This window comes from Aestuariibacter salexigens DSM 15300, from assembly GCF_000429145.1.
In the GTDB taxonomy this organism is placed as follows: Bacteria; Pseudomonadota; Gammaproteobacteria; order Enterobacterales; family Alteromonadaceae; genus Aestuariibacter; species Aestuariibacter salexigens.
Map to the genome: position 1 here is coordinate 278,684 of NZ_AUBH01000002.1, position 22,866 is coordinate 301,549.

Annotated in this window: 14 protein-coding genes; 7 read left to right on the forward strand and 7 right to left on the reverse strand. The window is 50.3% G+C overall.

Annotated features, from left to right (window positions below):
* Window positions 1-47 precede the first annotated feature (47 nt).
* On the forward strand, window positions 48-2,750 hold the full coding sequence (acnA, locus tag G441_RS0105430; RefSeq protein WP_026375404.1) for an aconitate hydratase AcnA: 2,703 nt from the start codon (window positions 48-50) through the stop codon (window positions 2,748-2,750).
* Between the two features lie 39 nt (window positions 2,751-2,789).
* On the opposite strand, the gene G441_RS0105435 is transcribed toward acnA, so the two are convergent.
* A complete protein-coding gene (locus tag G441_RS0105435; protein WP_240485087.1) occupies window positions 2,790-3,950 on the reverse strand; it encodes an EAL domain-containing protein in 1,161 nt (386 codons plus the stop codon).
* A gap of 148 nt (window positions 3,951-4,098) precedes the next feature.
* On the opposite strand from G441_RS0105435, the gene G441_RS0105440 reads away from it, so the two are divergent.
* Window positions 4,099-5,736 carry a diacylglycerol kinase family protein gene (locus G441_RS0105440; RefSeq protein WP_026375406.1) on the forward strand — a complete coding sequence of 546 codons (1,638 nt, stop codon included), beginning with the start codon at window positions 4,099-4,101 and terminating at the stop codon, window positions 5,734-5,736.
* Window positions 5,737-5,758: 22 nt separating this feature from the next.
* Here the strand turns inward: G441_RS0105440 and G441_RS0105445 are convergent, their stop codons facing one another.
* The 6 genes from G441_RS0105445 to G441_RS0105470 form a co-directional block, all read right to left on the reverse strand.
* Window positions 5,759-6,952: an MFS transporter gene (locus G441_RS0105445; RefSeq protein WP_026375407.1), complete on the reverse strand. Its 1,194-nt coding sequence runs from the start codon at window positions 6,950-6,952 to the stop codon at window positions 5,759-5,761.
* A gap of 78 nt (window positions 6,953-7,030) precedes the next feature.
* Entirely contained in the window at window positions 7,031-8,647 is a 1,617-nt protein-coding gene (locus G441_RS0105450) for a Na/Pi cotransporter family protein (protein WP_240485088.1), read from the reverse strand.
* A 94-nt stretch (window positions 8,648-8,741) separates the two neighbouring features.
* Window positions 8,742-9,698, reverse strand: coding sequence for an SDR family NAD(P)-dependent oxidoreductase (locus G441_RS18000; RefSeq protein ID WP_051275367.1), 957 nt, complete (start codon window positions 9,696-9,698; stop codon window positions 8,742-8,744).
* A gap of 12 nt (window positions 9,699-9,710) precedes the next feature.
* Window positions 9,711-10,364, reverse strand: coding sequence for a dUTP diphosphatase (locus tag G441_RS0105460; protein ID WP_026375409.1), 654 nt, complete (start codon window positions 10,362-10,364; stop codon window positions 9,711-9,713).
* A gap of 223 nt (window positions 10,365-10,587) precedes the next feature.
* Complete coding sequence (locus tag G441_RS0105465; RefSeq protein WP_026375410.1) at window positions 10,588-11,415, reverse strand: MipA/OmpV family protein; 828 nt, start codon at window positions 11,413-11,415, stop codon at window positions 10,588-10,590.
* A 61-nt stretch (window positions 11,416-11,476) separates the two neighbouring features.
* Entirely contained in the window at window positions 11,477-12,154 is a 678-nt protein-coding gene (locus G441_RS0105470; RefSeq protein ID WP_026375411.1) for a single-stranded DNA-binding protein, read from the reverse strand.
* A 420-nt stretch (window positions 12,155-12,574) separates the two neighbouring features.
* On the opposite strand from G441_RS0105470, the gene moaA reads away from it, so the two are divergent.
* The 5 genes from moaA (at window position 12,575) to recD (ending at window position 22,835) form a co-directional block, all read left to right on the forward strand.
* Window positions 12,575-13,543 (forward strand): GTP 3',8-cyclase MoaA, encoded by a 969-nt coding sequence (moaA, locus tag G441_RS0105475; protein ID WP_026375412.1) that lies wholly within the window; start codon window positions 12,575-12,577, stop codon window positions 13,541-13,543.
* A 3-nt stretch (window positions 13,544-13,546) separates the two neighbouring features.
* Complete coding sequence (gene mobA / locus G441_RS0105480) at window positions 13,547-14,089, forward strand: molybdenum cofactor guanylyltransferase (protein ID WP_026375413.1); 543 nt, start codon at window positions 13,547-13,549, stop codon at window positions 14,087-14,089.
* Window positions 14,090-14,170: 81 nt separating this feature from the next.
* Window positions 14,171-17,443, forward strand: coding sequence for an exodeoxyribonuclease V subunit gamma (gene recC / locus G441_RS18010; RefSeq protein ID WP_051275368.1), 3,273 nt, complete (start codon window positions 14,171-14,173; stop codon window positions 17,441-17,443).
* A complete protein-coding gene (gene recB / locus G441_RS18015) occupies window positions 17,443-21,024 on the forward strand; it encodes an exodeoxyribonuclease V subunit beta (RefSeq protein WP_051275369.1) in 3,582 nt (1,193 codons plus the stop codon). The genes recC and recB overlap by 1 nt, the downstream gene beginning before the upstream one ends.
* A complete protein-coding gene (gene recD, locus G441_RS18020; RefSeq protein WP_051275370.1) occupies window positions 21,021-22,835 on the forward strand; it encodes an exodeoxyribonuclease V subunit alpha in 1,815 nt (604 codons plus the stop codon). The genes recB and recD overlap by 4 nt, the downstream gene beginning before the upstream one ends.
* Window positions 22,836-22,866: the final 31 nt, after the last annotated feature.

Below are 22,866 nucleotides of genomic sequence, written 5' to 3' on the forward strand. Positions count from 1 at the left end.
ACAGGCGCGCTATCTCCACAACGCTTTAACACGAGCAGGAGGTTTACATGACATCCAAGCAAGTTAAGCAATCTTTATCCGTTGCCGGTACGGATTATGAGTATTTCAGTTTGTCGGCACTGCAAGCGCAGTATGACCTGAGCCGACTTCCTTATGCAGCCAAAATTCTGCTGGAAAACTTACTGCGCCACGCAGATCAACCCTTTGTCGAATCAGAACATATCGATACGTTGGCAACGTGGGACACCAACAGCGAACAAGAGACGGAAATTGCCTTTGTGCCATCAAGGGTGATTTTGCAGGACTTTACCGGCGTACCAGCGATTGTCGATCTGGCTACCATGCGCGATGCAATTGATGAGCTTGGCGGCGATGCCAATAAAATTAACCCGCTAAAGCCTGTTGAACTAGTCATCGACCATTCTGTGATGGTCGATGTGTATGCACAGGCCGATGCCTACCAGAAAAATACTGAAATAGAAGTGCAGCGAAACCGTGAGCGATACCAGTTTTTACGCTGGGGGCAGCAGGCATTTGATAACCTGAAAGTCGTCCCACCGGGCCGTGGGATTGTGCATCAGGTTAACCTTGAATATCTGGCCAGAGGAGTATTCGAAGAAGACAAGCTCTTGTATCCGGATACGCTGGTGGGGACGGACTCTCATACCACCATGATCAACGGTATGGGCGTGCTTGGCTGGGGTGTTGGCGGTATAGAAGCAGAAGCCGCTATGCTCGGACAGCCGATTTCCATGTTAATCCCGGAGGTCATCGGTTTTGAGATCAAAGGAGAGTTGCAGGAAGGGGTGACAGCGACCGACTTGGTACTCGCTATTACCCAGCAGCTGCGTGAATTCGGAGTGGTAGGCAAATTTGTCGAATTTTGCGGTGAGGGGCTTCAGCATCTGACTCTTGCCGATCGCGCGACGATTGCCAATATGGCGCCGGAGTATGGCGCGACATGCGGAATATTCCCGATTGACGAGCAAACAGTGCGTTATTTGCAACTGACAGGGCGCGACGAAAAACACATCGAACGTATTAAAGCCTACTGTCAGGCACAGGATATGTGGGGATATCAATCTCAGCAACATGCCCAGTATCACGCCAGATTAACCCTGGATTTATCTACCGTAGAGCCCAGTATTGCCGGTCCTAAACGGCCACAGGACAGGATCCCGCTGACGCAGGCCGCATCGTCTTATTATGATTGGTTGAAAGAGCAGGATGAGTACATTATCGCCCCCAGTGATCCAGAGCAGGGACGTTTTGAGAGCGAGGGAGGCCCCACATCTGACCAGCAGCCCGGCGAAGTAGAATGTGAGCTTAACGGTGAGCCATTCTCTTTGGCCAATGGTGCGGTGGTTATCGCCGCCATTACCAGTTGTACTAACACGTCTAACCCTGATGTGCTGGTTGCAGCAGGTCTGCTTGCACAAAATGCCGTTGCAAAAGGCTTGCGGGTTAAACCCTGGGTAAAAACCAGCTTCGCGCCCGGCTCACAAGTCGTGACCGAGTATCTTGAGCGAGCCGGCTTGACGGACTCGCTGGACAAGCTGGGTTTCCAATTGGTGGGCTATGGCTGTACCACCTGTATCGGTAATTCAGGACCACTGCCGGATGAGATATCAGCGGCTATTCATGAAGGTAATCTGTCAGTGACCTCCGTCCTGTCTGGTAACCGAAACTTTGAAGGGCGCATCCATAGCGATGTGAAAGCCAATTATCTGGCATCACCGCCGTTAGTCATTGCCTATGCATTGGCCGGCAATATGCAAGTGGATATCACCACAGAGCCTCTCGGAGAAGATAGTCATGGCAAGCCGGTATACCTGAAAGACATCTGGCCAAGTAACGAACAGGTCCAGTCCCTGGTCGATACTAATGTGACCAGCGACCTGTTCAGCAGCAAATACGCCAGTGTTTATGACGGCGGGGATGTATGGGAGTCGCTGCCGGTTTCCGAAGGTGCCCGCTACGCCTGGCCGGATTCCAGCTATGTGCGCAAGCCTGGTTTCTTTGACGATATGCCCGCTGAAGCACCAGAAACGGCGGATATTGAACATGCGCGCTGTTTGTTGAAACTGGGTGACAGTGTGACTACCGACCATATTTCTCCAGCCGGCAGCATTGCGCCTGATTCACCTGCAGCGCAATACCTCAAAGAGCAGGGTGTTGAGCCCAAAGATTTCAACTCCTATGGTAGCCGTCGCGGTAATCATGAGGTGATGATGAGAGGGACTTTCGCCAATGTGAGGCTGCGCAACCAACTGGCGCCGGGCACGGAAGGCGGCTGGACCCGCTATCAGCCTGACGATCAGCAAATGACGGTGTTTGATGCCGCAACGCGCTATCAGCAGGAGGGCGTTCCACTGATTGTGCTTGCCGGAAAAGAATACGGTACAGGTAGCTCTAGAGACTGGGCAGCAAAAGGCCCGTTGCTACTTGGTGTGCGAGCCGTGATTGCCGAAAGCTATGAACGTATCCACCGTTCTAATCTGGTGGGCATGGGCATTCTTCCGCTGCAGTTTAAGCAGGGAGACAGTGCCGACACCCTAGGCCTAGACGGCACCGAGAAGTTTTCCATTAATGCGGTGAGCGCGACACAAAAAACGGCGACGGTGAACGTTGTGCCCGAGTCTGGTGAGGCATTTAACTTTGAAGCGTTAATCAGAATCGATACGCCAAATGAGTTTGCCTATTATCAGAGCGGAGGGATCCTGCACTACGTATTGCGTCAACTTGCCTGATGCGCGAAACGAGCCTCGTTAAACGAGGCTCTGTCCTTGTTATTGCCTTGCCGCTTTTTTTAGTGGTGATAAGGAAGAGGATATCGTGTCTTGTTGACTACCCGAGACGCTAGGTGCCCGACGCTGCGGTTTACCAAATAGATAGCCTTGCAAATAATCTGCACCCAATTGGCGCACCATATCCGCTTCCTCGGGCTCCTCAATGCCCTCGGCAATCACTTTGATGCCAGCTTGCCTGGCAATTTGAATCAGGTGGTCAACGATGGTTTGCTTCAGTGAATCCTGATGAATATTTCGTACCAAATCCATGTCTATTTTGACATAGTCGGGTTGCACTTCATTTAGCATATTCAGGCCGGACCATCCTGAGCCAATGTCGTCCAGCGCAACCCCAAAACCGGCATTGCGATAAAACGCCAGGATCCCTTTCAGATGCGCCATGTCTGTTGCTCGATGGGTTTCCGTAATCTCAAACACAATATCCTGCGGTTTATAACCAATTTCGGCGATAGCGGCGGCAGTAGTGCGCAGACAGTATGAGGGATCATAAATACTCGAGGGATTGAAATTAATAAACAGCTTACCATTAAGTTGAGATTTGGCGGCACATTCAACGGCAGAGCGTCTGGCCACCAAATCCACAGAAAACAGCAGGTTCGACTGCTCGGCCAGGCCGAACACCATAGCGGGTGGGATCATGCTGCCTTGCGCATCATAAACACGGAACAGCGCCTCGTGAGCAAATGACTTTATATTGTCTTTGGTGCTACTCGCATGCACGATGGGCTGGTACCAGCTTTCGAACCTGTCATTGTCAATTGCATCAATTATCCAGCCACCTTTATGGCGGTTAATGAACACGTCAAGACTCATGACCTTGCCAAAATCCAGGGCCTCTGGTCTGTGTCCCTCTGACGTCGTCACGACTCTGCTATGAGCAAGCTCCTGCGGCTTGATACTGCCGTAAACTTGAGTTAGAAACTTATCAATCTGCGGCTTATCCAGTGTCACCGCGATGCTGTGCGCCGATTCAGGCATTGCATAGTAGCCGTTTTGTCCACACAGCTGCGCGACTTTGGCGAATGCATCTTCAGTCGGGAAATATAGCCACAGTGTTGTTCGCTCAAAGTACAGGTCGTCTATTCTCTCACAGTCAATGCACCACACGATTGAAACCCCCCTCTCGTCTTTATTGGCCATTTATACTGTTAAATGGCTGTATTAGATCCAGACCATGTTGTTAAATTGATGAAAATTTCTCCACCTGAACTTGAGTATAGAGCGTGATAAGGTAAATGCGCTAAGCGGCAAAGAGAGTTCGGCATTAAAGTACATCAATGGAGAGATTATGTTTGTAGCCAGGTATTATTTTGTTGTTGCCATAGTACTTGCGACGGGCGCATTTTTTGCGTCTGGCTGGTATTTCAGTGTGGTCCTCTCATGGTCAGCAGTGAGCGTGCTGCTTGTCAGCCTGGCTTATGTTTCCGGACGCGCCGACATTTTCAGAAAGCGCGAAGACGGATCTATTCCACTGTATGCCAGGTGGCTATTCATTCCTTTTTTATTGGGTGCACAGTTATACAATGGCTGGGCTCGTAAGCGCGATACCGTACCAGCTATTCAAAAAATTGAAGATGATTTGTTTCTCGCCTGCCGATTATTTCCCTCCGATATCACCGACCTTAAGAATAAGGGCATCAATTCCATTGTAGATGCTACAGCAGAGTTTGATGGTCTTGACTGGAGTGCGTCTGGCGAAGGGTTGGCGTATCTCAATATTCCCGTCCTCGATCATTTGGCACCCACTGATGCGCAGCTGCGTCACGCTATCAGTTGGCTGGATGAACAGGTTCGCCAGAATAACAAAATTGTCGTGCACTGCGCGTTAGGTAGAGGGCGCTCGGTACTGTTGATGGCAGCATACCTTTTGCACCGTCATCCAGACTGGACAGTAGAGCAGGCGTTAAGATTCATTAATGACACCCGTCAAACAGCACGACTTAACCGCAAGCAGCGAAATGCGCTCGACTCTTATGTCAACGATTCACAGCGCCGCGCCTGGATCATCGCCAACCCGGTGTCAGGTGGCGGTAAATGGCCCGAATCTAAACGACAGGTTATACAGAGACTGTCGCAAGGTTATGTCGTGCATATCCGTGAAACTACGCCAGACTGCGATGGCTATGCACTGACTAAAGAAGCATTGGCCGACAATCCTGACTTACTTATGGCGGCAGGTGGTGATGGCACCGTCAGAGAAGTCGCTGCTGCACTCGTCGACAAAAAAAGCCAGATCCCGCTCGCTATTCTGCCAATGGGTACAGCCAATGCACTGGCGCATGTGCTATTTGGTATCAAGAGTAAGTTGATCCCGGTAGCAACCGCTTGTGATGCGGCAATCCATGGACAGATTAGTGCTATTGACACGGTTACATGTAACGAGCAAACCATGTTACTGGTCATGGGAATCGGCTTTGAACAGAAAATGATTGAGCAGGCCGATCGCAAGGAGAAAGACAGCGGCGGGCAGTTCGCCTATCTGTCTGCACTATGGGAATCAATTGAGTTAGATGAACAACAAGCTCTCACTGTGACACTGGATGATGACAGCAAGCAGCTAACGACCAACAGTTTCATCGTGGCAAATGCTGCGCCTTTTACTACCTTGCTAGCTCAAGGGGGCGGCCAGCCTTCACTACAGGACGGCAAGCTTGATATCACCTGGCTTAATCCTGACAGGCAGAACAACAGCGCCTGGCAGGGCCTGCCAGAGCTAATGCTGCGAGCCATAAATGGCAAACAGGAACTTGACGACAACGTTGTTGTTTATCGTCAGGCTAAACAGGTTTCTATCAGTGCAGCGCATCCGCTCAAATACGTCGTTGACGGCGAGAATCGCGAGGCGGACAGGATTGACATTCAGGTTGTGCCAGAATCCCTGCGTGTGATGGTACCCGCCACGTCTGTGATGAACAGCGAAGATTAATTATCGTCGCAATTATCATGCTTTATTTTTCGCGTTTAAGCTGTACGGTATGAATGCCACCCAGGGCAAGTGCAACCGCCATTAACGTGATGATGAAACTGTCAAGCCACGCATAGGCCAGTGCGTAGATTCCACCGAGTAGCAGCAATACTACACCAACAATAGTGTTGCCGGCGGCGACATACTGGCTGCGTTTATCATCTTCAGCGATGTCCAGTACATAAGTTTTACGGCCATTACGAATACCCGCATAGCCTATATTGAGAATTAAAAACCCGATTATTGGCGTCCAACCGTTGTAGAGCGGCAACAGCGCTACGCCAACGCATGCGACTACGCAAATCATGCTGCCATATTGCAGTGATCTTACGGCGCTGTCGTCGGAAAGCTTGCCCCATAGATAAGAGGATATAAACGATGCGGCGGCGCTGGCGGCGATAAAAAAAGGCAGACTGAAGTTGCTGTCACTTCCATTCATGGACACGCTGACAAAATACGGTGCGACCAGCGCACCATGCAGCAATAAGCAGCGGCTGATAACCAGGTGTTTAAGCGCTGTATCATTCTGTACGGTATTGACCAGTTCGCTCAATCCTTCCTGCTGGTCTTCCTGTTTATCAAATTCACTGGCCAGCCCGCTCGACACGGGTAAGGTGACAAGAAACAGCACACTGGCTATTGTCAGCATGACCAGCAACGCGGTATCACCCAATCCTTGTTGTCCGAGTAATAGCATGGCTGCAGATAAAAATGACAGTAGACCTGACACCGTCGTGGCCGTTCCGTTTAGACGCCCGCGCTTGCCTTTTGAGACATTATGGCCCTGAATATCTTTCATCGTCAGCGAACACAATGAACGACCAATGCTCATCAGTGCCAGTAATATGATGACGGTGAGTCCTGCCGCGAAAGCGGGCAGTATGAGCACCGCGGGTACCATCAAACCAATACATAGACCCTGTGCGACAATACCGTAGCGCCACAGCTTCAGGCGATTGCGGATATCGGACGTGGACTGTCTTACCGGCCACTGCGGGATCAGCGAACCGGCTTCCCGAATCGGCACCAGCGTCGATATCATCCAGCCTGGCGCGCCTATGCTGCTTAGCAACCAGGGCAGGGTAGTCTTGGCCGACATCAGAATATCTGCCAGCTTGGTGCAGGTGGAAATGATGATTAATCGAACAAACCGTGCTGATTCAGATGGAGTAGGCATTGCGTTTGTCGCTTATTCTTATGTGAAGAGGCGTTTTAAACATATCATGCATTGATAGCGGCGCGGACAGGTTATCGATCAGTCCTGATGTGACTTTGACTTTGTTGCGACTGCGGTTTGTTCCGGCATTTTGATCATGGCGTAGTTGTTGAGCTTGTCTTTCAGACGCTGTGAATAGGTCACAAAATTGGTCAACGCGCCGGCGTCTACCCGCGTTGGGTCTGCCAGCAACGCCAGCAAATCGCGATTGGCTTCATCAATATGCTGCTGCAGTGCCTTACTTTGTTTGCGAATATCAAACGCCTCCTGACTTTGTATTGCCTGACGAAGATCGTCAAAAAGCGTCAGTGTCTGGCTGGATAAATCACGGATCACAATCAGCACGTCTGTTTTAAGTTCAATGAACTGCTCGTTCATGACCTTTTTAGTGTTGAATAAGTCGGTAATGGAATCGTGGATTTGAAACAGATAGTCGAACTGATGGATCAATTTGATCAGCGCGTGGGAATCGGTTTTATCTTCAACCGCATTAACGGCTTTGGAGAAGTAATGCATGTACTGTTTTTTCACAAAATTAATGTAATCGAGACGCTTTTCCGCAGCATCAAATACACCGCGATAATTGGTCTCTATACTCAATGTGACGGAGTTGTAGTTCTCTTGTAGAAAGACGTAAAGCTCGCCAGAGCCTCTCTCAAGGTCGGACTTAATGCTTTCAAACGACGTATCGTCATCATAATGAGGCAAGCTCAGGCGTTCGAAATCCATTTTACCTTCGCCCAGAATGGTATCAACCAGACGCGTAAAGGGCGTAATGGCGAGGGTGAAAAGTATACTGGTAATGACGTTAAACAGAAGATGAATAAATGCCAAAGCGATGGCGGGGTCAGTTTCCAGGGTGCTGAGGTGATGGCCGAAAATCAGTAACGCTGGGGTGAACAATAAGACGCCACCCACGTTAAAGAGGAAATGACTCAATGCCGCTTTTTTGGCAGCCGTATCCATATTGAATACAGCAATAAGAGCGGTGGCGGTGGTACCAATGTTAGCCCCCATAATCAACGGAACAGCGTTCTCTAAACCTAGGATCCCCTGCTGGGTGAAGACAATGGCCAGGCCGGTTGTGACTGAACTCGACTGCACCATTGCTGTGAACACGCAGCCTATCAGAATAGCCAGCAACGGGTTCTGCGGCTGGATCAATAAGTCAATTAGTGTCTGGTTCGACTGAAGCGGTGCCAATGATGATGAAATCAGGTTGAGACTGAAGAACACGAAGCCAAAGTAGAATATCGCTTTACCGAAAATGGCGCTGCGGCTGCGCACCAGTGACATAAAAAAACCAATGATGATAATCACCGGCGCATAGGCAGTAAGCTTAAATGCGACTAGCTGCGCCGTGATGGTGGTGCCGACATTGCTGCCAAATATGATCCCGACGCTGCTTTTAAACGACAATACGCCCGCATTAACCAAACTTATCGCGATAACCGAGGTGGCCGAGCTTGACTGGATGACCATGGTTACTAGCGCGCCGATAATTACACCCACTATGGGTAATCGGGTGGCATTGCTGAGCGATTGACGGAAATGTTCGCCGGTGATGCGCTCAATTTCCTTGGAAAAATTCTCCAGTCCAAAAATAAATAGGATGACAGCAGTCATTCCGGCCATCAAAATTTGAATATTTTCCAATCGCGCGTCCCGTCAATGTGCACTAGTTATGAGTGTAGACAGCCGCGAACTTCTTTGTGTTGACGTGGGTCAATGAGGAAATCGACGCGAAACGTTACTTTTTAAAATACAACGCCGCTTTTGCTGCCAGCTTTTTCACGCCAGGCATGGCTTCCACTACCGCTTTAGTAATGAACTTCTCGGTTTGCTTCGCACCTGTTTCCAACGCCTGGTGACCCGTGGGGTCAACAATCTGTTGCCAGTGTTTTTGCACCTGCTCAGGAGTACGCAATTCTTCAGGCAAAAATACTCCATCGGTTTCATACATGCTGCTTTGCGTGTACACGCCAGCACCCGAGCACAATATGGCGCGGTTTGGCGCATCTTCATGACACAGCAAAAGTGCGGCAGCCGTAACAGATTCAGGTGTCAGTAAGTTGATATATTTTTCAGGGATCAGCTCTTCTGTCATACGTGTACCAGCGATTGGGGAGAGCGCATTGACGCGAATATTGTATTTAGCGCCTTCAATGGCCAATGTATTCATTAGACCAACTTGCGCCATTTTTGCAGCCCCATAGTTACTTTGCCCAAAGTTGCCATACATACCAGACGATGAGGTGGTCATCAGTATGCGACCATATTGTGCGTCCTGCATCGACTGCCACACTGCCTTACAGCAGTTTGCAGCGCCCATCAGGTGCACGTCCATGACCAGTCTAAAATCCTCTATGGACATTTTTGCAAAACTTTTGTCGCGCAAAATGCCGGCATTATTGATCAGAATATCAACCCGGCCCCAGGTATCCAGCGTTTGTTCAACCATGGCCTCAACTTGCTCAAAATCTGCCACGTTAGCGCCATTCGCAATGGCTTCTCCGCCATTGTCAGTGATCTCCTTTACCACAGATTGAGCGGCATCACTTGATGCACCAGAGCCATCGCGTGCGCCGCCCAAATCGTTGACTACGACTTTGGCACCTCGGGCGGCTAATGCCAGCGCGTGAGATCTGCCCAGTCCGTTACCTGCACCGGTGACAATTGCAACACGGTTGTCGAATCTTATAGCCATAGGGTTCCCTTGTTAACTTGGATAGCGAGCCTGCAGGCCGGCATAGACCTGGTCACTGTAGTTTTCGGCACTGATATCCAGACTGTTCAACACCTCAACGAGGTGTTCATTGTCCTCTCTCTGGTGCCAGATTTTAATGTAAGTACCTTCTTTATAGCCGTTATCCTGACGGAAAAAGTTCAATACATTCTTGCCGACGTACTGACGGTATAATTCATCGGAATTCATCTCAGCCTGCTCAACGATACGAATGAACAGTGGCACATCAAACCGATTCGCCGCGCACAGCCCCGCCATCAGTTGCAAATTATCCAGAATATCTCGGTTAGCAAAATCATAGTCTTTGCCGTCAAAGGTGACGTTCTGACGGCCTGAGGCCAGCTGCTGAGCAATAGTGGCTGCGGATTTATCGATATCTCCTGCAAACTCAATAATGATGGCAGACAGCGCGAAATGCCAGATATCAACCAGTTCCATCTGCAGCTGCGGCAGGTCTTTTGACTGCGCCTTCCACCACTTCCAGCCATGATGTTCAATGCCTTCTACCGACTCAATCATGGCGGCACGCAAGTAGGCGTACCCCGCAGTTAACCACTGCGGATTAACCTTTTTATTCATTTTATCTTGCAGAGTAAGCATGGTGGAAAGTTGTGTAGAAGAGAGCATCAGTGACCCACAGTTTGAAAATTTTCGACCATTCTAGCGACCTTGACGGGGCTTGCAATGTGAATAACGCAAAGTCGTGTTTTCGGAAAAAGCCGAAGCTCTATAAAAACCGTCGTCACGGCAAAGGCTGGAAACTCATTCAAAATCAGTCGTCCCAGCGAAGGCTGGAAACTTACCCAAAAGATGTCGTCCCGGCGAAGGCCGGGAACTCCTTGAGTCAACGTCAGAACACGTAAATAAAACCTATGCCCACCTCGGTTTCGTAATCGCTTCGCGCGATAGGGCTATCACGTACCTCACTGCTGTAGTATTCAAACAGGGCTTCACCGTATATCTGCCAGTTATCATTGATGTACGTTCGATAACTATAATCAATGCCAACCGAGCGCATTCCGCCATTCAGCGTGGTAAGCGCTAACCCAGACCTTTGCGCTTGTTCAGCAGTAATGCCGAACCCCTTGTTCGCATAGTCGCTGTCATGAAAAACGGCAACAACGTTTATTTCATGTCCGGACCCATCGAGTTGCTCACCAAAACGCCGTCCTACACCGAATAACCCCAGATTACCGTCACCACCGGTCACAATTCGACCCACCAGCCAATTACGCCAATCTGAAGAAAATGCACGACGCGCCTGCAGCACCAGTTCAAACCCTTCATCTTGTTCGCCAAGTCCATCTAACCAGCCTTCATCAGAGTCACTTTCTTCCCGGCCTTCCTCGAATCCCAATAGAGCCTCTAACAACCAACGGTCATTATGCAAACCCCTCCAACCAAAGGCTTCACCCGCAAAGTAAAAAATATTGTCGCCGCTTCGCCATTGCACTGCACCGGCTGGCTGAAGCTCCAATCCAAATTCATCAGAGCCTTCATACGCTGTTTCATATTCAACACCAATACCGAGCCCAAAGGCCCAGCCATCCTCGCCTTTGGTGAAGTCATCAAGCGAGGGCAATGGTACCAGTGCGTTTTTTTGCGTTTGTGCAAAAGCAGATTGGACGGAAACGATATTGACGAGTGTGAATAAGACGACAACAAGGAGGTTTAACATGCTGAACACATCCAGGATTTTATTCCTGAAAATACTAGTCCAGTATTATAAAAGTTCACAATCAGGTTTTGTTTTTACGTTCTCTTAGCTGATGGACCTTGGTGGTCACCACTTCGAAAAGGTTTACCCAATTGTCATTCTGTGCTTTAAACGAGTGGTTCTGATAGCGTCCGGAAATTAATACGGCATCACCTTTTTTGAGCTGTCGGGCACCGCGGATATTGGGCTCACTGAACACAATGACCCGATGGGTTTCGGGTAAGGTTTTGTGTCCTGGTTTGGTTATTACCTCATCGGTCATGACAATCAGTTCTACGACGGGAATGCCACCGCGCTGTTTGTCTTTTGCGTCGGTTGCCAGAAAGCCCAGAAGTACTATTTCGTTGTAATAGACTTCTTTGGCGTCCTCGCTATGTTTGCCATAGTTGGCTAATCCGTCGATGCGTTGTCCTTTGATGTACATACCGGTTTGCCATTCACCTGGCGAGGACTCAAACCGATAAGGTTTTGCTCTGCCTTCCACCATCACCAGTGAGCCTGACCTTAACGCCTCTAGTGCAAATGTCGCCTGCGCATCGTAAAGATGAACGCGCAGGCGATTGTCATAGTTTACGCCGCCAAAGGTTTTTTCTCTGGTGACCAGATTAAACTTGCAGCGCAATGTATCCTGCTTACCCTGTTCAGCTTGCGGCGTGTCTTCTAGGAAACCGATCAGGCGTATTTCATTCAGCGTTTGCATGGTGTCTATCCTACGATTTCATTCTCTGAACAACAGCCCTGTTTTTGTGCGAATTGCACCATTACGGGTAACTACACTGAGTGTTTTCTGCAGCGAATCTCGCTAATACTATGAATTTACTCAAAAAGTCACGTTGGCACCATAGTTGCTGAGTATTCTGTGCATGCACGTAGGGTGCTGCATTTTACTTGGTATGAAAACCCTAAGGTCGAATTATTTTGGCCTGAGTGTTTGGCAATGCTGCCCGCGCAAACTTTATGTGTCCTGAGGTTTGCGCGGGTTTTTTATTGGGCTACACCGCGTTCCTAATGCCCTGAAAGAACTTTGAGCTATGCACGGTCGTACGTTACAGTACGGGAAAATTCAACGATGGTTTAGGTTGTCATCCAATACACTAAACCAACGTGAGGTGGTGTGCGTTTGCTTGAAGATAAATACGGTAGAAAATTTCATTATTTGCGGCTGTCAGTAACAGACGTATGCAATTTTTCCTGTAATTACTGCCTGCCAGATGGATACCAATGCGATACCCAACGTGATTTCCTGACACTGGACGAAATCCGCACGACTGCAACCGCATTTGCCGGTCTTGGCACTAGTAAAATACGTATCACCGGCGGCGAGCCTTCACTAAGAAAAGATCTTACCGACATCATAGAGATATGCGCATCGATCAGAGGCATAGAGCATGTCGCTATGACCAGTAACGGGTATCAACTTGAGAAAGATGCCGAGCGCTGGGTTGACGCCGGTTTAACATCGCTGAACATCAGTATCGATAGTCTCGACCCGCGTATGTTTGAAGTAATAACGGGGCATGATCGTCTGCAGAGCATTTTACGCGGCGTTGAAAAAGCGATAGCCCTTGGACTCAAGGTCAAAGTAAACGTCGTACTGATGAAGCAGTACAATCTTGCGACCTTACAAACGTTTATGGACTGGGTACGCAACACTCCGGTGACGTTGCGTTTTATCGAGCTGATGCAAACCGGTGATAACCTCAATTTTTTTACTCAAAATCACGTGTCAGGTGAAGCGCTTAAAAAGCATGTCATTGAACGTGGATGGGGCAAGGTTATCAGCGACAAAACGGCAGGGCCGGCGCATGAGTTCCAGCACCCAGGCTATGCTGGTCGGCTGGGATTTATTACCCCATACAGTAAAAATTTCTGCGACACCTGTAATCGTCTGCGGATCAGTGCGCGCGGTAAGTTACATCTATGCCTGTTTGCCGAGTACGGGCTAGATGTGCGCAGTTACATGCAAATCGGTGATATACAAGGCCTGCAAACTAGATTGCGAAGCCTGCTGGAGGACAAAGACGCAACGCATTATTTGCATGAAGGCTATGCGGGAGCTACGACACATCTTGCCATGCTCGGAGGATAGACTGTGCTGGTTGGTGTAGTGCTGGCAGGCGGTCTCTCTTCCCGCATGGGTGCCGACAAAGCGCTATTGCAGTGGCAGGGGCAGTCACTTCTTGACCGTGCCCAAACATTACTCAATGAAAGCGGAGTCAGCAAGGTAGTGGTAAGTGGCGAACTTGGTATCGCCGACCGTTACACTGCTCAGGGACCTGTAGGCGGTATTGTTTCTGTGGTGATGAATTTACAGATGCAACCTCATGACCAACTGATTGTCCTGCCCGTTGATATGCCACTGTTGACCACTGAGCATATTAACAATCTGTGCCAGTATGCTGAACAACATCACACGTCAGCGTATTACGAGGGGTATGTATTGCCGTCATTGCTACGAATTGAACACGCTGTCAGCAATAAGGTGATAAGGTTGTTTGAAAACGGTGAGACCATGTCAGTCAAACGCCTATTGGCGTTATGCAATGCCGTTCCCATACCATGCTTTGAGCAGAACAAATTTATTAATTTGAATACGCCAGCCGAATGGCAAAGGTTTCACACACATCATGTCTGACCTTACTGCCATAAGTGGGTGATTAATCTATAAATGTCACGTTAGAATAGACGTTACGAACAGCAATTATTGAGGCGTTCTTTGCTCTCACTGTACCCGTCCAATCGACTCGAACATCTTGCCGTACTGCTGGAAGCGGTGTTGAACCAGCGTCAAAGTTCGGTGCTGGCAGCCGACACCATTCTGGTTGAAAGTCAGGGTATGCAGCACTGGCTGAATCTTCATCTTGCCAACACGCAACGCATCGCGATGAATATGCATTATCCCATGCCAACCCGGTTTATCTGGGATTGTTGCCGAAGGTTATTGGGCAGCGACGCTATTCCTCAACAGTCACCCTATCGTCGTGAAGTGATGACCTGGCGCATTGAACAGATTTTTGCCAGTCAAAATTTTCAACGCCATCCTGTCGCTGAACCGGTAAATCGATACTGGCAGTCTGGCAGTGACAACGATGGCGATTTCAAACGCTACCAACTGGCGGTGCAACTCGCCGATTTGTTCGAGCAGTATATGTTGTATCGTCCGGACTGGCTGCTGGGCTGGGAGCAATCATCTGAGCTGTACTTTACCGAGCTGGCTGACGAAGCGTGGCAGTCATTAGTATGGCGAGAGCTGGTGGCAGACATGCCGGATCACCCAGTCAGGCTAATGCGTCGGGCCATGCAGGTTATGCACGACAATCAACATAAACTACCGTCCCGTGTGATGGTGTTCGCCATCAATACGATGGCGGCGCAAAATGTTGAGTTTTTGGCAGCACTTTCTCAGTACATTGACATTCATTGGTTTTATTTAAATCCCTGTGTTGACTACTGGGGCGATCTGGTGACCGACCGCAGCCGCGCAAAGGTGCTTCGCCAGCAGCAGGTATCCGCTTATTTGTCAGAGCAAAATAATAACCGCCTTTTGGCGAACCTTGGCCAGCAGGGTAAAGACCTTTTCAACTTGCTGAATGAACAACAAACAGTCGATATTGCTGCGTTTGAGGCGCCCTGGCAGGCAGATTCAAAAGATAAAGGCAGCGTGTTGCACAGCGTTCAGCAGGATATCCTGAGTCTGAGCCAGCCGTCACACACTGAAAAGTGTATAGACAGCAGTATTCAGGTAGTGTCGTGCCACACCGCGCTGCGTGAAATTCAGGTCTTGCACGATAAGCTGCTGCATTTATTGAATGCCGATCCATCACTCAAGCCTTCTGATGTCGTGGTGATGTGTCCGGCAATAGAAGATTATGCCCCATATGTTGAAGCGGTTTTTCAGACCGTTGGCGGTGATGAAAGGGAGCAGACCGGGCCAAGATTGCCTTGCTCTGTTGCCGACCGTGCGCCCCTTGACGCCGAACCCGTGGTAAATACATTTCTGGAGTTGCTACGGCTTCCCGATAGCCGGTTTAGTGTCAATGCGCTGTTGGAAACACTGCGCCTTCCAGAAGTGCAAAAACGCTTCGGTATTCATTCTGCAGATCTGGATACCCTGCACTGGTGGTTACAGGATGCCGCGGTGCATTGGGGATTGAACGACTCCCATCAGGCCAGCATCGTAGGTGTAGAACAAGTAAGTGGCATGTTTAGTTGGGAGTGGGGGTTAAATCGCCTGCTAACCGGCATGATGCATGGCGACCAAACTAGTATGGTCGGCGACACCGCAATTCTGCCCCATGTGGAAGGCCAGCATGCTCATTTACTTGGCCAGTTGATGCAGGTGCTTGAATGTATGGCCCGCCACCGTCAACGGATGGTTGCGCCCAGAAGCGTGCAGGAGTGGCAACAGTATCTGCTAGCCCTGCGTGATGACATGTTCGCACAGGTTGACGATGAGCAGGGACTGGCGCTTATTACGCAAGTGATTGGCGACTTTGCACAAACCTCGGCCGAAGCAAGTCTGGAGGGAACGTTAACGCTGTCAGTGGTGCGAGACTTTCTGACCAGACATCTGTCCAAAGCGGACGCAGGTAATCACTTTATGACCGGTCAGGTCACATTCTGCTCAATGGTGCCGATGCGCTCTATCCCCTTCAGAGTCGTAGCCATCCTCGGTTTGAATGACGGCGCATTCCCCCGCCTGGATAGTGTGATGAGCATTGATTTAATGCGCCAGACATCCCGTCGGCGCGGTGACCGTTCGCGTCGTGGCGACGACAGATATTTATTTTTAGAGGCGTTAATTTCTGCTCGCGATATGCTGTATTTAAGCTATCAGGGCCGACACATTAAAGACAATACTGAACGCCAGCCATCACTGGTTCTTGCAGAGCTGCAACGTTATCTGCAGCAAGGCTATGGCTGGAACTTTTCGCCAGATGCGTCCGATAGTCAGCTCTATCAGGCACCCATTCACCCCTTCAGTGCCGATAACTATCGCGGTGACTCGCCAAGCTTTGATAAAGGTTGGTATCAGACTATTAACCCAGACATCCAGGCCATCCCGGAGATCTCCTATATTCATCCGCTGGAGCCAGAGATTGATGTCGACGCAATGAGCAGATGCTTTGCCAATCCGCTTAAATATTATGCACAACAGGTGCTAGGCCTGTATCTGGATAATGATGCTGAGCTGCTGGATGACAATGAGCCATTTGATTTTAGCTATCTGGATCGTTATCAGGTGGTGGACAGGTTCACCCATGCTGTGCTGAATAACGAAGACCTTGATCATTTGCGTTATCAGGTTAAACAATCCGGCCGCATGCCTGATTCGCCACTCAGCGACCAATTACTGGATGACTGGCAGCAGACGGCGCAGCTGTTGGGCGACGCGCTTGCAGGAACACGAGAAGTTCGCCGCCACGTGGTTTCTATAGCCGGTCACCAACTTCATAGTCACATTGAGTGGAGTGAACGTGGGCCGCAGTTGGCCAGACCGGGCAAACTGCGCGGGCAGGATAAGGTGGCGCTGTGGTTGCATCATTTAATTGCCTGTATGCAGGACAACGGCACCGTAATGAGCGAATACGTTTACCTGCACAAGGAGAAGGACAGCACCATACCGACAGTATGCCGAGCCAGTATTCAACCGCTGTCGTCTGACCAGGCTGAAGAATATCTGACTGATTGGCTCGATACTTATCGGCACTGTCTGGGTGAACCCGTACTGGGTGTCCATGCCGAGCTGGCGTTTGTGCTGTACGACAATACTGCACGAAAATGCAAAGATGAGCAGGGCGCACTGGAGCGCATGGCTCAGGGCTGGCATAAAGCACTCTATGATGAAAACAACTGGTATGCCTTACATCATGACCGCTACTTTAACTGGTTTTATCCGCAGACGCTTGAGCCACTGCCAGCTGTGATAGAGCAGCTTTACAAGCTATATCGTCCGCTGGCGGCGCTGATCATTGAGGAGAAGAGTTGATGCAGGCACAACTGCTAAATACATCAACGCTGCCTCTGTATGGTCGTCATTTGATTGAGGCCAGTGCGGGTACCGGCAAAACGTTTAACATTACCCGTCTGTATTTACGTCTGTTGCTGGAGCGCCGTCTGAGCGTGCAGCAAATTCTGGTCATGACTTTTACTAAAGCGGCGACAGAAGAGTTACGAGGTCGTATTGCCAGCATGTTGACAGAGGCCTATGCCGAGCTAGAGCAGGACACCATAAAAGAACCCTGTCTTGAGGCAGCGCTGCACCACGTCGATAGAGATGACGCGCGGCGACTTCTGGAGGCGGCCATGCTTGAAATGGACGATGCGTCTATTTTCACTATCCACGGTTTTTGTGCGCGAATTGTGAAGGAACAGGCATTCAACAGCGCCATGACAATGGACTTGCGCCTGGAGACAGACCTTAATGAATTGAGACTTGATGCGGTGCGCGACTGGCTCAGGGAAACCGCTCAGCAACCACAGCAGTTTGCATTACTGATGGAACAGGGCTGGCATCAGCCGCACGAATTTTATCGCACATTTTCTCGCGCGCTGACCAGTACGCAGCCCACCTATGCAATTGATGTTGAGCAACTCGAACAACAGTTTGAAGAAGCAAGACGGCGCTTTTTACAAGACCTCAATGTCAAAAAACGCGCCGTGCTTGATGATGTTCACGCTCATCAGGAGCAGATAGTTGATGAACTGATCAATACGCAAAAGGGGGCGAAGAGAGAACAGCGTCTTCACGAGTGGCAAGTATTAAATGACTTTCTCGCGGACAGTGAACTTACTGAATTACCAAAGGCTGTAAGCGACTTTATTCACGGTCGTCGATACCCGAAAAAGGAATATTTCACTCAACTTTTCGCGCCAATTAAATCAATCAAAGATGACCTAAATAACTGGTTTGGTAGAACAACCGAAACGCATCAAGCCCGCCTAGCTGCAGTTGATGCGATGCAGCTGGCCGCCACAGGTATTGATGATATCAAACAGCGTATTGCGCGTCAGAAGGCACGCCTGGGCGTGGTCGACTACGACGATTTGATTTTATCGGTGCATACGCATTTGCATCACGAGCATGCACAGCATCTGGTGGACGCTATGCGAGGGCGCTATCCGGTTGCACTGGTTGATGAATTCCAGGATACCGACAGCCACCAATACGAGATTTTTAATCGCATCTATCCATCGGCCAGTGAACAGCTCGGTCTGTTTATGATTGGCGATCCCAAACAGGCTATATACGGTTTTCGCGGTGGCGATATCTTTGCCTATCTGGAAGCCAGGGGAGAGGCAGATGCCCATTGGGTAATGGACACTAACTGGCGTTCCAGTGCAGAGGTGATTACCGGTTATAACCGATTGTTTTGGGGCAGCTCACTGGACGCCGCCGCGCGCGATCTGTTTGGCTATGGGATCCACTATGAGCAGGTTAAGGCAACCGATAAGGCAAAGGCCGCTGCCTCGCCACTTGTTGATCCACAGTCTGACCGCAGGGCGCTGACCTATGTGTTGGCAACCCAAACAGAAGAAGATGGCAATAAAGTGAATAAAGACACCTGGCGTGCCCGTTTAACCGACTGGTTTGGTGCTGAAATTCATCGTCTTCTCCGCGATGTTCGCCTTGGTGACAAAGCAGTCGAGCCGGGCGATATCGCGATCCTCGTGCGCTCGCGCACAGAAGCCGAAGTCGTGCAGGCGGCGCTAGCGCAAGCGCAGTTAAGCAGCGTGTTTTTAAGCAATAAGCATTTGCTGTTTGCCACTGAACAGGCTCGTGACATGCTGACCTTGCTGACCGGCATTTGGGAGTGCGAAAAAGACGATGCGTTAATCGCCGCGCTGTCCACGCCGCTGATGGGCGGCAGCGCAGAGCGTCTGCTGGCACTGCGCTATGCACAGGATGACAGTCTTTGGGAAGCGCAGCGTGAAAGCGCACTGGCATTACGTAATATGTGGCTAACGCAAGGCTGCATGGCGATGATCCTGACCATCATGCAGCATTACTACCGACCTCTTGAAGCGCAGCGCGAGAGGGCACTGACCAACACACTTCATCTGGCTGAAATTTTGCAAAAAGCCGCACGTCGATACCGCCATCCGGGTCAGTTACTGGCGCATTTTAAACAGCAAATAGACTTCCCGCAGGAAACAGAAGAGGCTGAGCAGCGTCTGGAAAGTGATATGGCGCTGATAAAAATTGTCACCCAACACAGCAGTAAGGGACTGGAATACCCCATCGTATTTATTCCCTTTGCATCAGACTATAGTGACCCGACAAAGATTGGACTGCGCACGCAAAGCACCTTTTACTACCATCCGGATCGCGACGCCAAGGCACGTTTCCAGCTTGGGATCAGCGATCAGGCGCTGACCCTGACCCGTGAGGAGGGGCAGGCAGAGGCGTTACGACTGCTTTACGTCGCCGTGACCCGGGCCAGCCATCGCTGTTATATTGGTATTGCCCCGTTTAACGATTCCCATCATTCGGCTCTGGGCAGAGCGCTGGATGTGAATGATCCGAAACAGTGGCAGGAAAGCGTAGAAGCCATGATTGCAAGTAGCAGAGGCTGTGCCGGGCTGATAAACGCATCTTCTTTACCGCAGCGACCGCAGGTTATCGATACACAGGACGATACGCAGACACCATTGGTGGTGGCAAATGTTGAGGGACATATCGACCGCAGTTGGCGACTGGCATCATTCAGTTCACTGGCACGGCAGACACATACAGTCAGCCAACAGCAAAAAGATCGCGCAGACTTCGGTGTGACTGCGCACCGTGAGACTGAACAGAGTACCTCACAGCGTGAAGAAGATAACACGCTGCGCTTCACCCTCAAGAAAGGTGCGGATGCGGGAAATCTACTACACGATATTCTAGAGCACACTGACTTCACTGTGCCTAACTGGCAGCAGACCATGACAGCGCCCGCGCAGCGCTTTGGTGGACTGGATGAACAGCAACAACGTGGTCTGATCGCCTGGCTTGATGATGTGCTGAGTACACCATTACCCACACTGGTTGACGATCAAACACCCTTCACACTGCGGGAGCTTCATTGGCCACAAACGCTGCGCGAAGCAGAGTTCTATTTTCCGATTGAAGGGCTGAATCAAACGGCGTTGTTTCAATGCCTGGCACAGCATCGGGGCGAGCCCGATAGCGTGGGTTTGCGTTTAAAACATGATATCAGCGGCATGATGCATGGTTTTATCGATCTTATATTTGAGCACAAAGGTCGGTATTACGTTGCTGATTACAAATCCACCTATCTGGGAGACCGACTTGAAGACTATGACAGTGAATCGCTCAGGCAAAACAACCAGTCTCATCTATATGATTTGCAATACCTGATTTACAGCGTTGCCCTGCACCGATACCTGGCAGTGCGTATCGATAATTACCATCCTGCGACGCACTTTGGTGGCGTGTATTATCTGTATTTACGTGGCATGTCTTCCCGTAATAAGAACTATTCAGGTGTCTTTTCCACAGCGATAGATGTTGACTTGCTTACGCGGCTGGACAACTGCTTTTCCTTGTCGAAGAAGGAGGCGTCATGAGCATGCCATTTGCCTCCAGTGTGCAGTGCATCAACGCACTTGCCGGCATTGCGGCAATCGACTACTTTGTGGCCTGTAAGTGGTACCAGCAAGCATTAGGCGAGGAGAGTTTTTATCTGTTGCTGGCATTAAGTTATCACCAACGCCATGGGCACAGCTGTGTAGACTTGAGCTGTCTGGCCGGCAGCACATTATGGCGTGACGATGACACACGCATGCGAGGCTATACGTTCAGCGATCAGTCAACACTGACAGGATTAGCACGGCGACTCTCCGACACATCTGGTGGCGCACTGGTGGTATTTGAACACTGGTTCTACAGTGCGCGATTTTTCGAATTTGAGCAGGACGTTGCCACGCGCCTGTGTCAGTTAGATAGGCCGGTTCCGCTGACGCCCGAGGGGCGGCCGCGATTACAGGAAATGTGGCACTTATTGTTTCCTGCTAATAGTGATAATGCGTCTCCCGATGCCCAGCAAATAGCGGTTGCCAACGCCGTCGGGCGGGGGGTAACCCTGTTGTGTGGTGGACCGGGTACGGGCAAAACCTACACCGCAGCGCGTATGCTCAGTGCCATGCTGCTGGCCGACCCCGCTCTCAACATTATGCTGGCTGCGCCAACGGGCAAGGCGGCACAGCGCCTGACGGAGTCCATTATCGATGCGAAACAGGGGCTGGCAGCAAGCGGTATCCCTGATGAAGTACTCAAGGCTGTGCCGGAGCAGGCTGCCACCATCCATCGCTTGCTTGGCGTGCGACCTGATTCTGTGGACCTGAGGCATAACCAGAAGCACCCTTTTGCTGTCGATGTACTGCTGATAGATGAAGCATCCATGTTGGATGTGGCAATGATGGCGCGGGTTCTGCGTGCCATGCCAGAGCATGGGCGTCTTATCTTGTTGGGTGATGTGGACCAGCTGCCCGCAGTGGAGGCCGGCAATGTGCTGGCAGAGTTACACCAACCCGAGTCTTCCGGTTATGGAAAAGAGGATGCCGAGCGGATCCTTGCATTGAGCGGGCAACGCGTAGCAGTGAAAAACGGTTCGACCGGTCGGTATGTCAACTTACTCACCCGCAGCAGACGTTTCGGCGGTGATATTGGTCATTTCGCAACGGATATCATTCGCGGCGATGCGCAGCAAAGCTGGCAGCGACTGCTATCCGACAGTGAACAGCTTTTCTGGCTTGAGTCTGACAATCAGGCATGGCTGCAGCAACTGGTGGCAGAATATTATCTGCCTGTTTTCACCTCAGATACCGTACATGAAGCCTTTGCGAGGCTTAAGCAATTTCGCATTCTCAGTCCTACTCGGCATGGCATACATGGCATTATCAACCTGAATGAAAAAGTCGAAAGCCTGTTGGCTAAATCGTTCCCGTTTGCCAGTCAACAGCGCTTTTATCAGGGACGCCCCATCATGGTGACTGAAAATAACTATTCCAGTGGCCTGTTTAATGGTGATATCGGGCTGATTTGGCCGGATCAACAAGGTAAATTATACGCCTGGTTTGAAACCGGCAACGACAGCTATCGGCGTCTGAACATCGCGCGCTTGCCTGCTCACGAGACCGTTTACGCCATGACCATACATAAAACCCAGGGTTCAGAGTTTAACCATGTGGCGCTGGTACTGCCTGACATGCCCAATGCGCTGCTCAATCGGGAACTACTTTATACGGCGGTGACAAGGGCGAAAATGACGGTGACAGTGTGCGCCAACGAGCACGTTTGGAAGGATGCTGTATTGCGTCGGGTAGAGCGATATTCTGGATTGGCCCGCCTACTTGAAACCTGTCGACTATCGTCGTGATAATAGGAAAAATTTGAGTAATTGGCAGTAT

Coding starts and splice junctions, on each gene's coding strand:
- G441_RS0105460 (WP_026375409.1), bottom strand. CDS start 10,364: ATGCTCTCTTCTACACAACTTTCCACCATGCTTACTCTGCAAGATAAA.
- recB (WP_051275369.1), top strand. CDS start 17,443: ATGCAGGCACAACTGCTAAATACATCAACGCTGCCTCTGTATGGTCGT.
- G441_RS0105445 (WP_026375407.1), bottom strand. CDS start 6,952: ATGCCTACTCCATCTGAATCAGCACGGTTTGTTCGATTAATCATCATT.
- G441_RS0105470 (WP_026375411.1), bottom strand. CDS start 12,154: ATGCAAACGCTGAATGAAATACGCCTGATCGGTTTCCTAGAAGACACG.
- recD (WP_051275370.1), top strand. CDS start 21,021: ATGAGCATGCCATTTGCCTCCAGTGTGCAGTGCATCAACGCACTTGCC.
- G441_RS0105440 (WP_026375406.1), top strand. CDS start 4,099: ATGTTTGTAGCCAGGTATTATTTTGTTGTTGCCATAGTACTTGCGACG.
- G441_RS0105465 (WP_026375410.1), bottom strand. CDS start 11,415: ATGTTAAACCTCCTTGTTGTCGTCTTATTCACACTCGTCAATATCGTT.
- acnA (WP_026375404.1), top strand. CDS start 48: ATGACATCCAAGCAAGTTAAGCAATCTTTATCCGTTGCCGGTACGGAT.
- G441_RS18000 (WP_051275367.1), bottom strand. CDS start 9,698: ATGGCTATAAGATTCGACAACCGTGTTGCAATTGTCACCGGTGCAGGT.
- G441_RS0105435 (WP_240485087.1), bottom strand. CDS start 3,950: ATGGCCAATAAAGACGAGAGGGGGGTTTCAATCGTGTGGTGCATTGAC.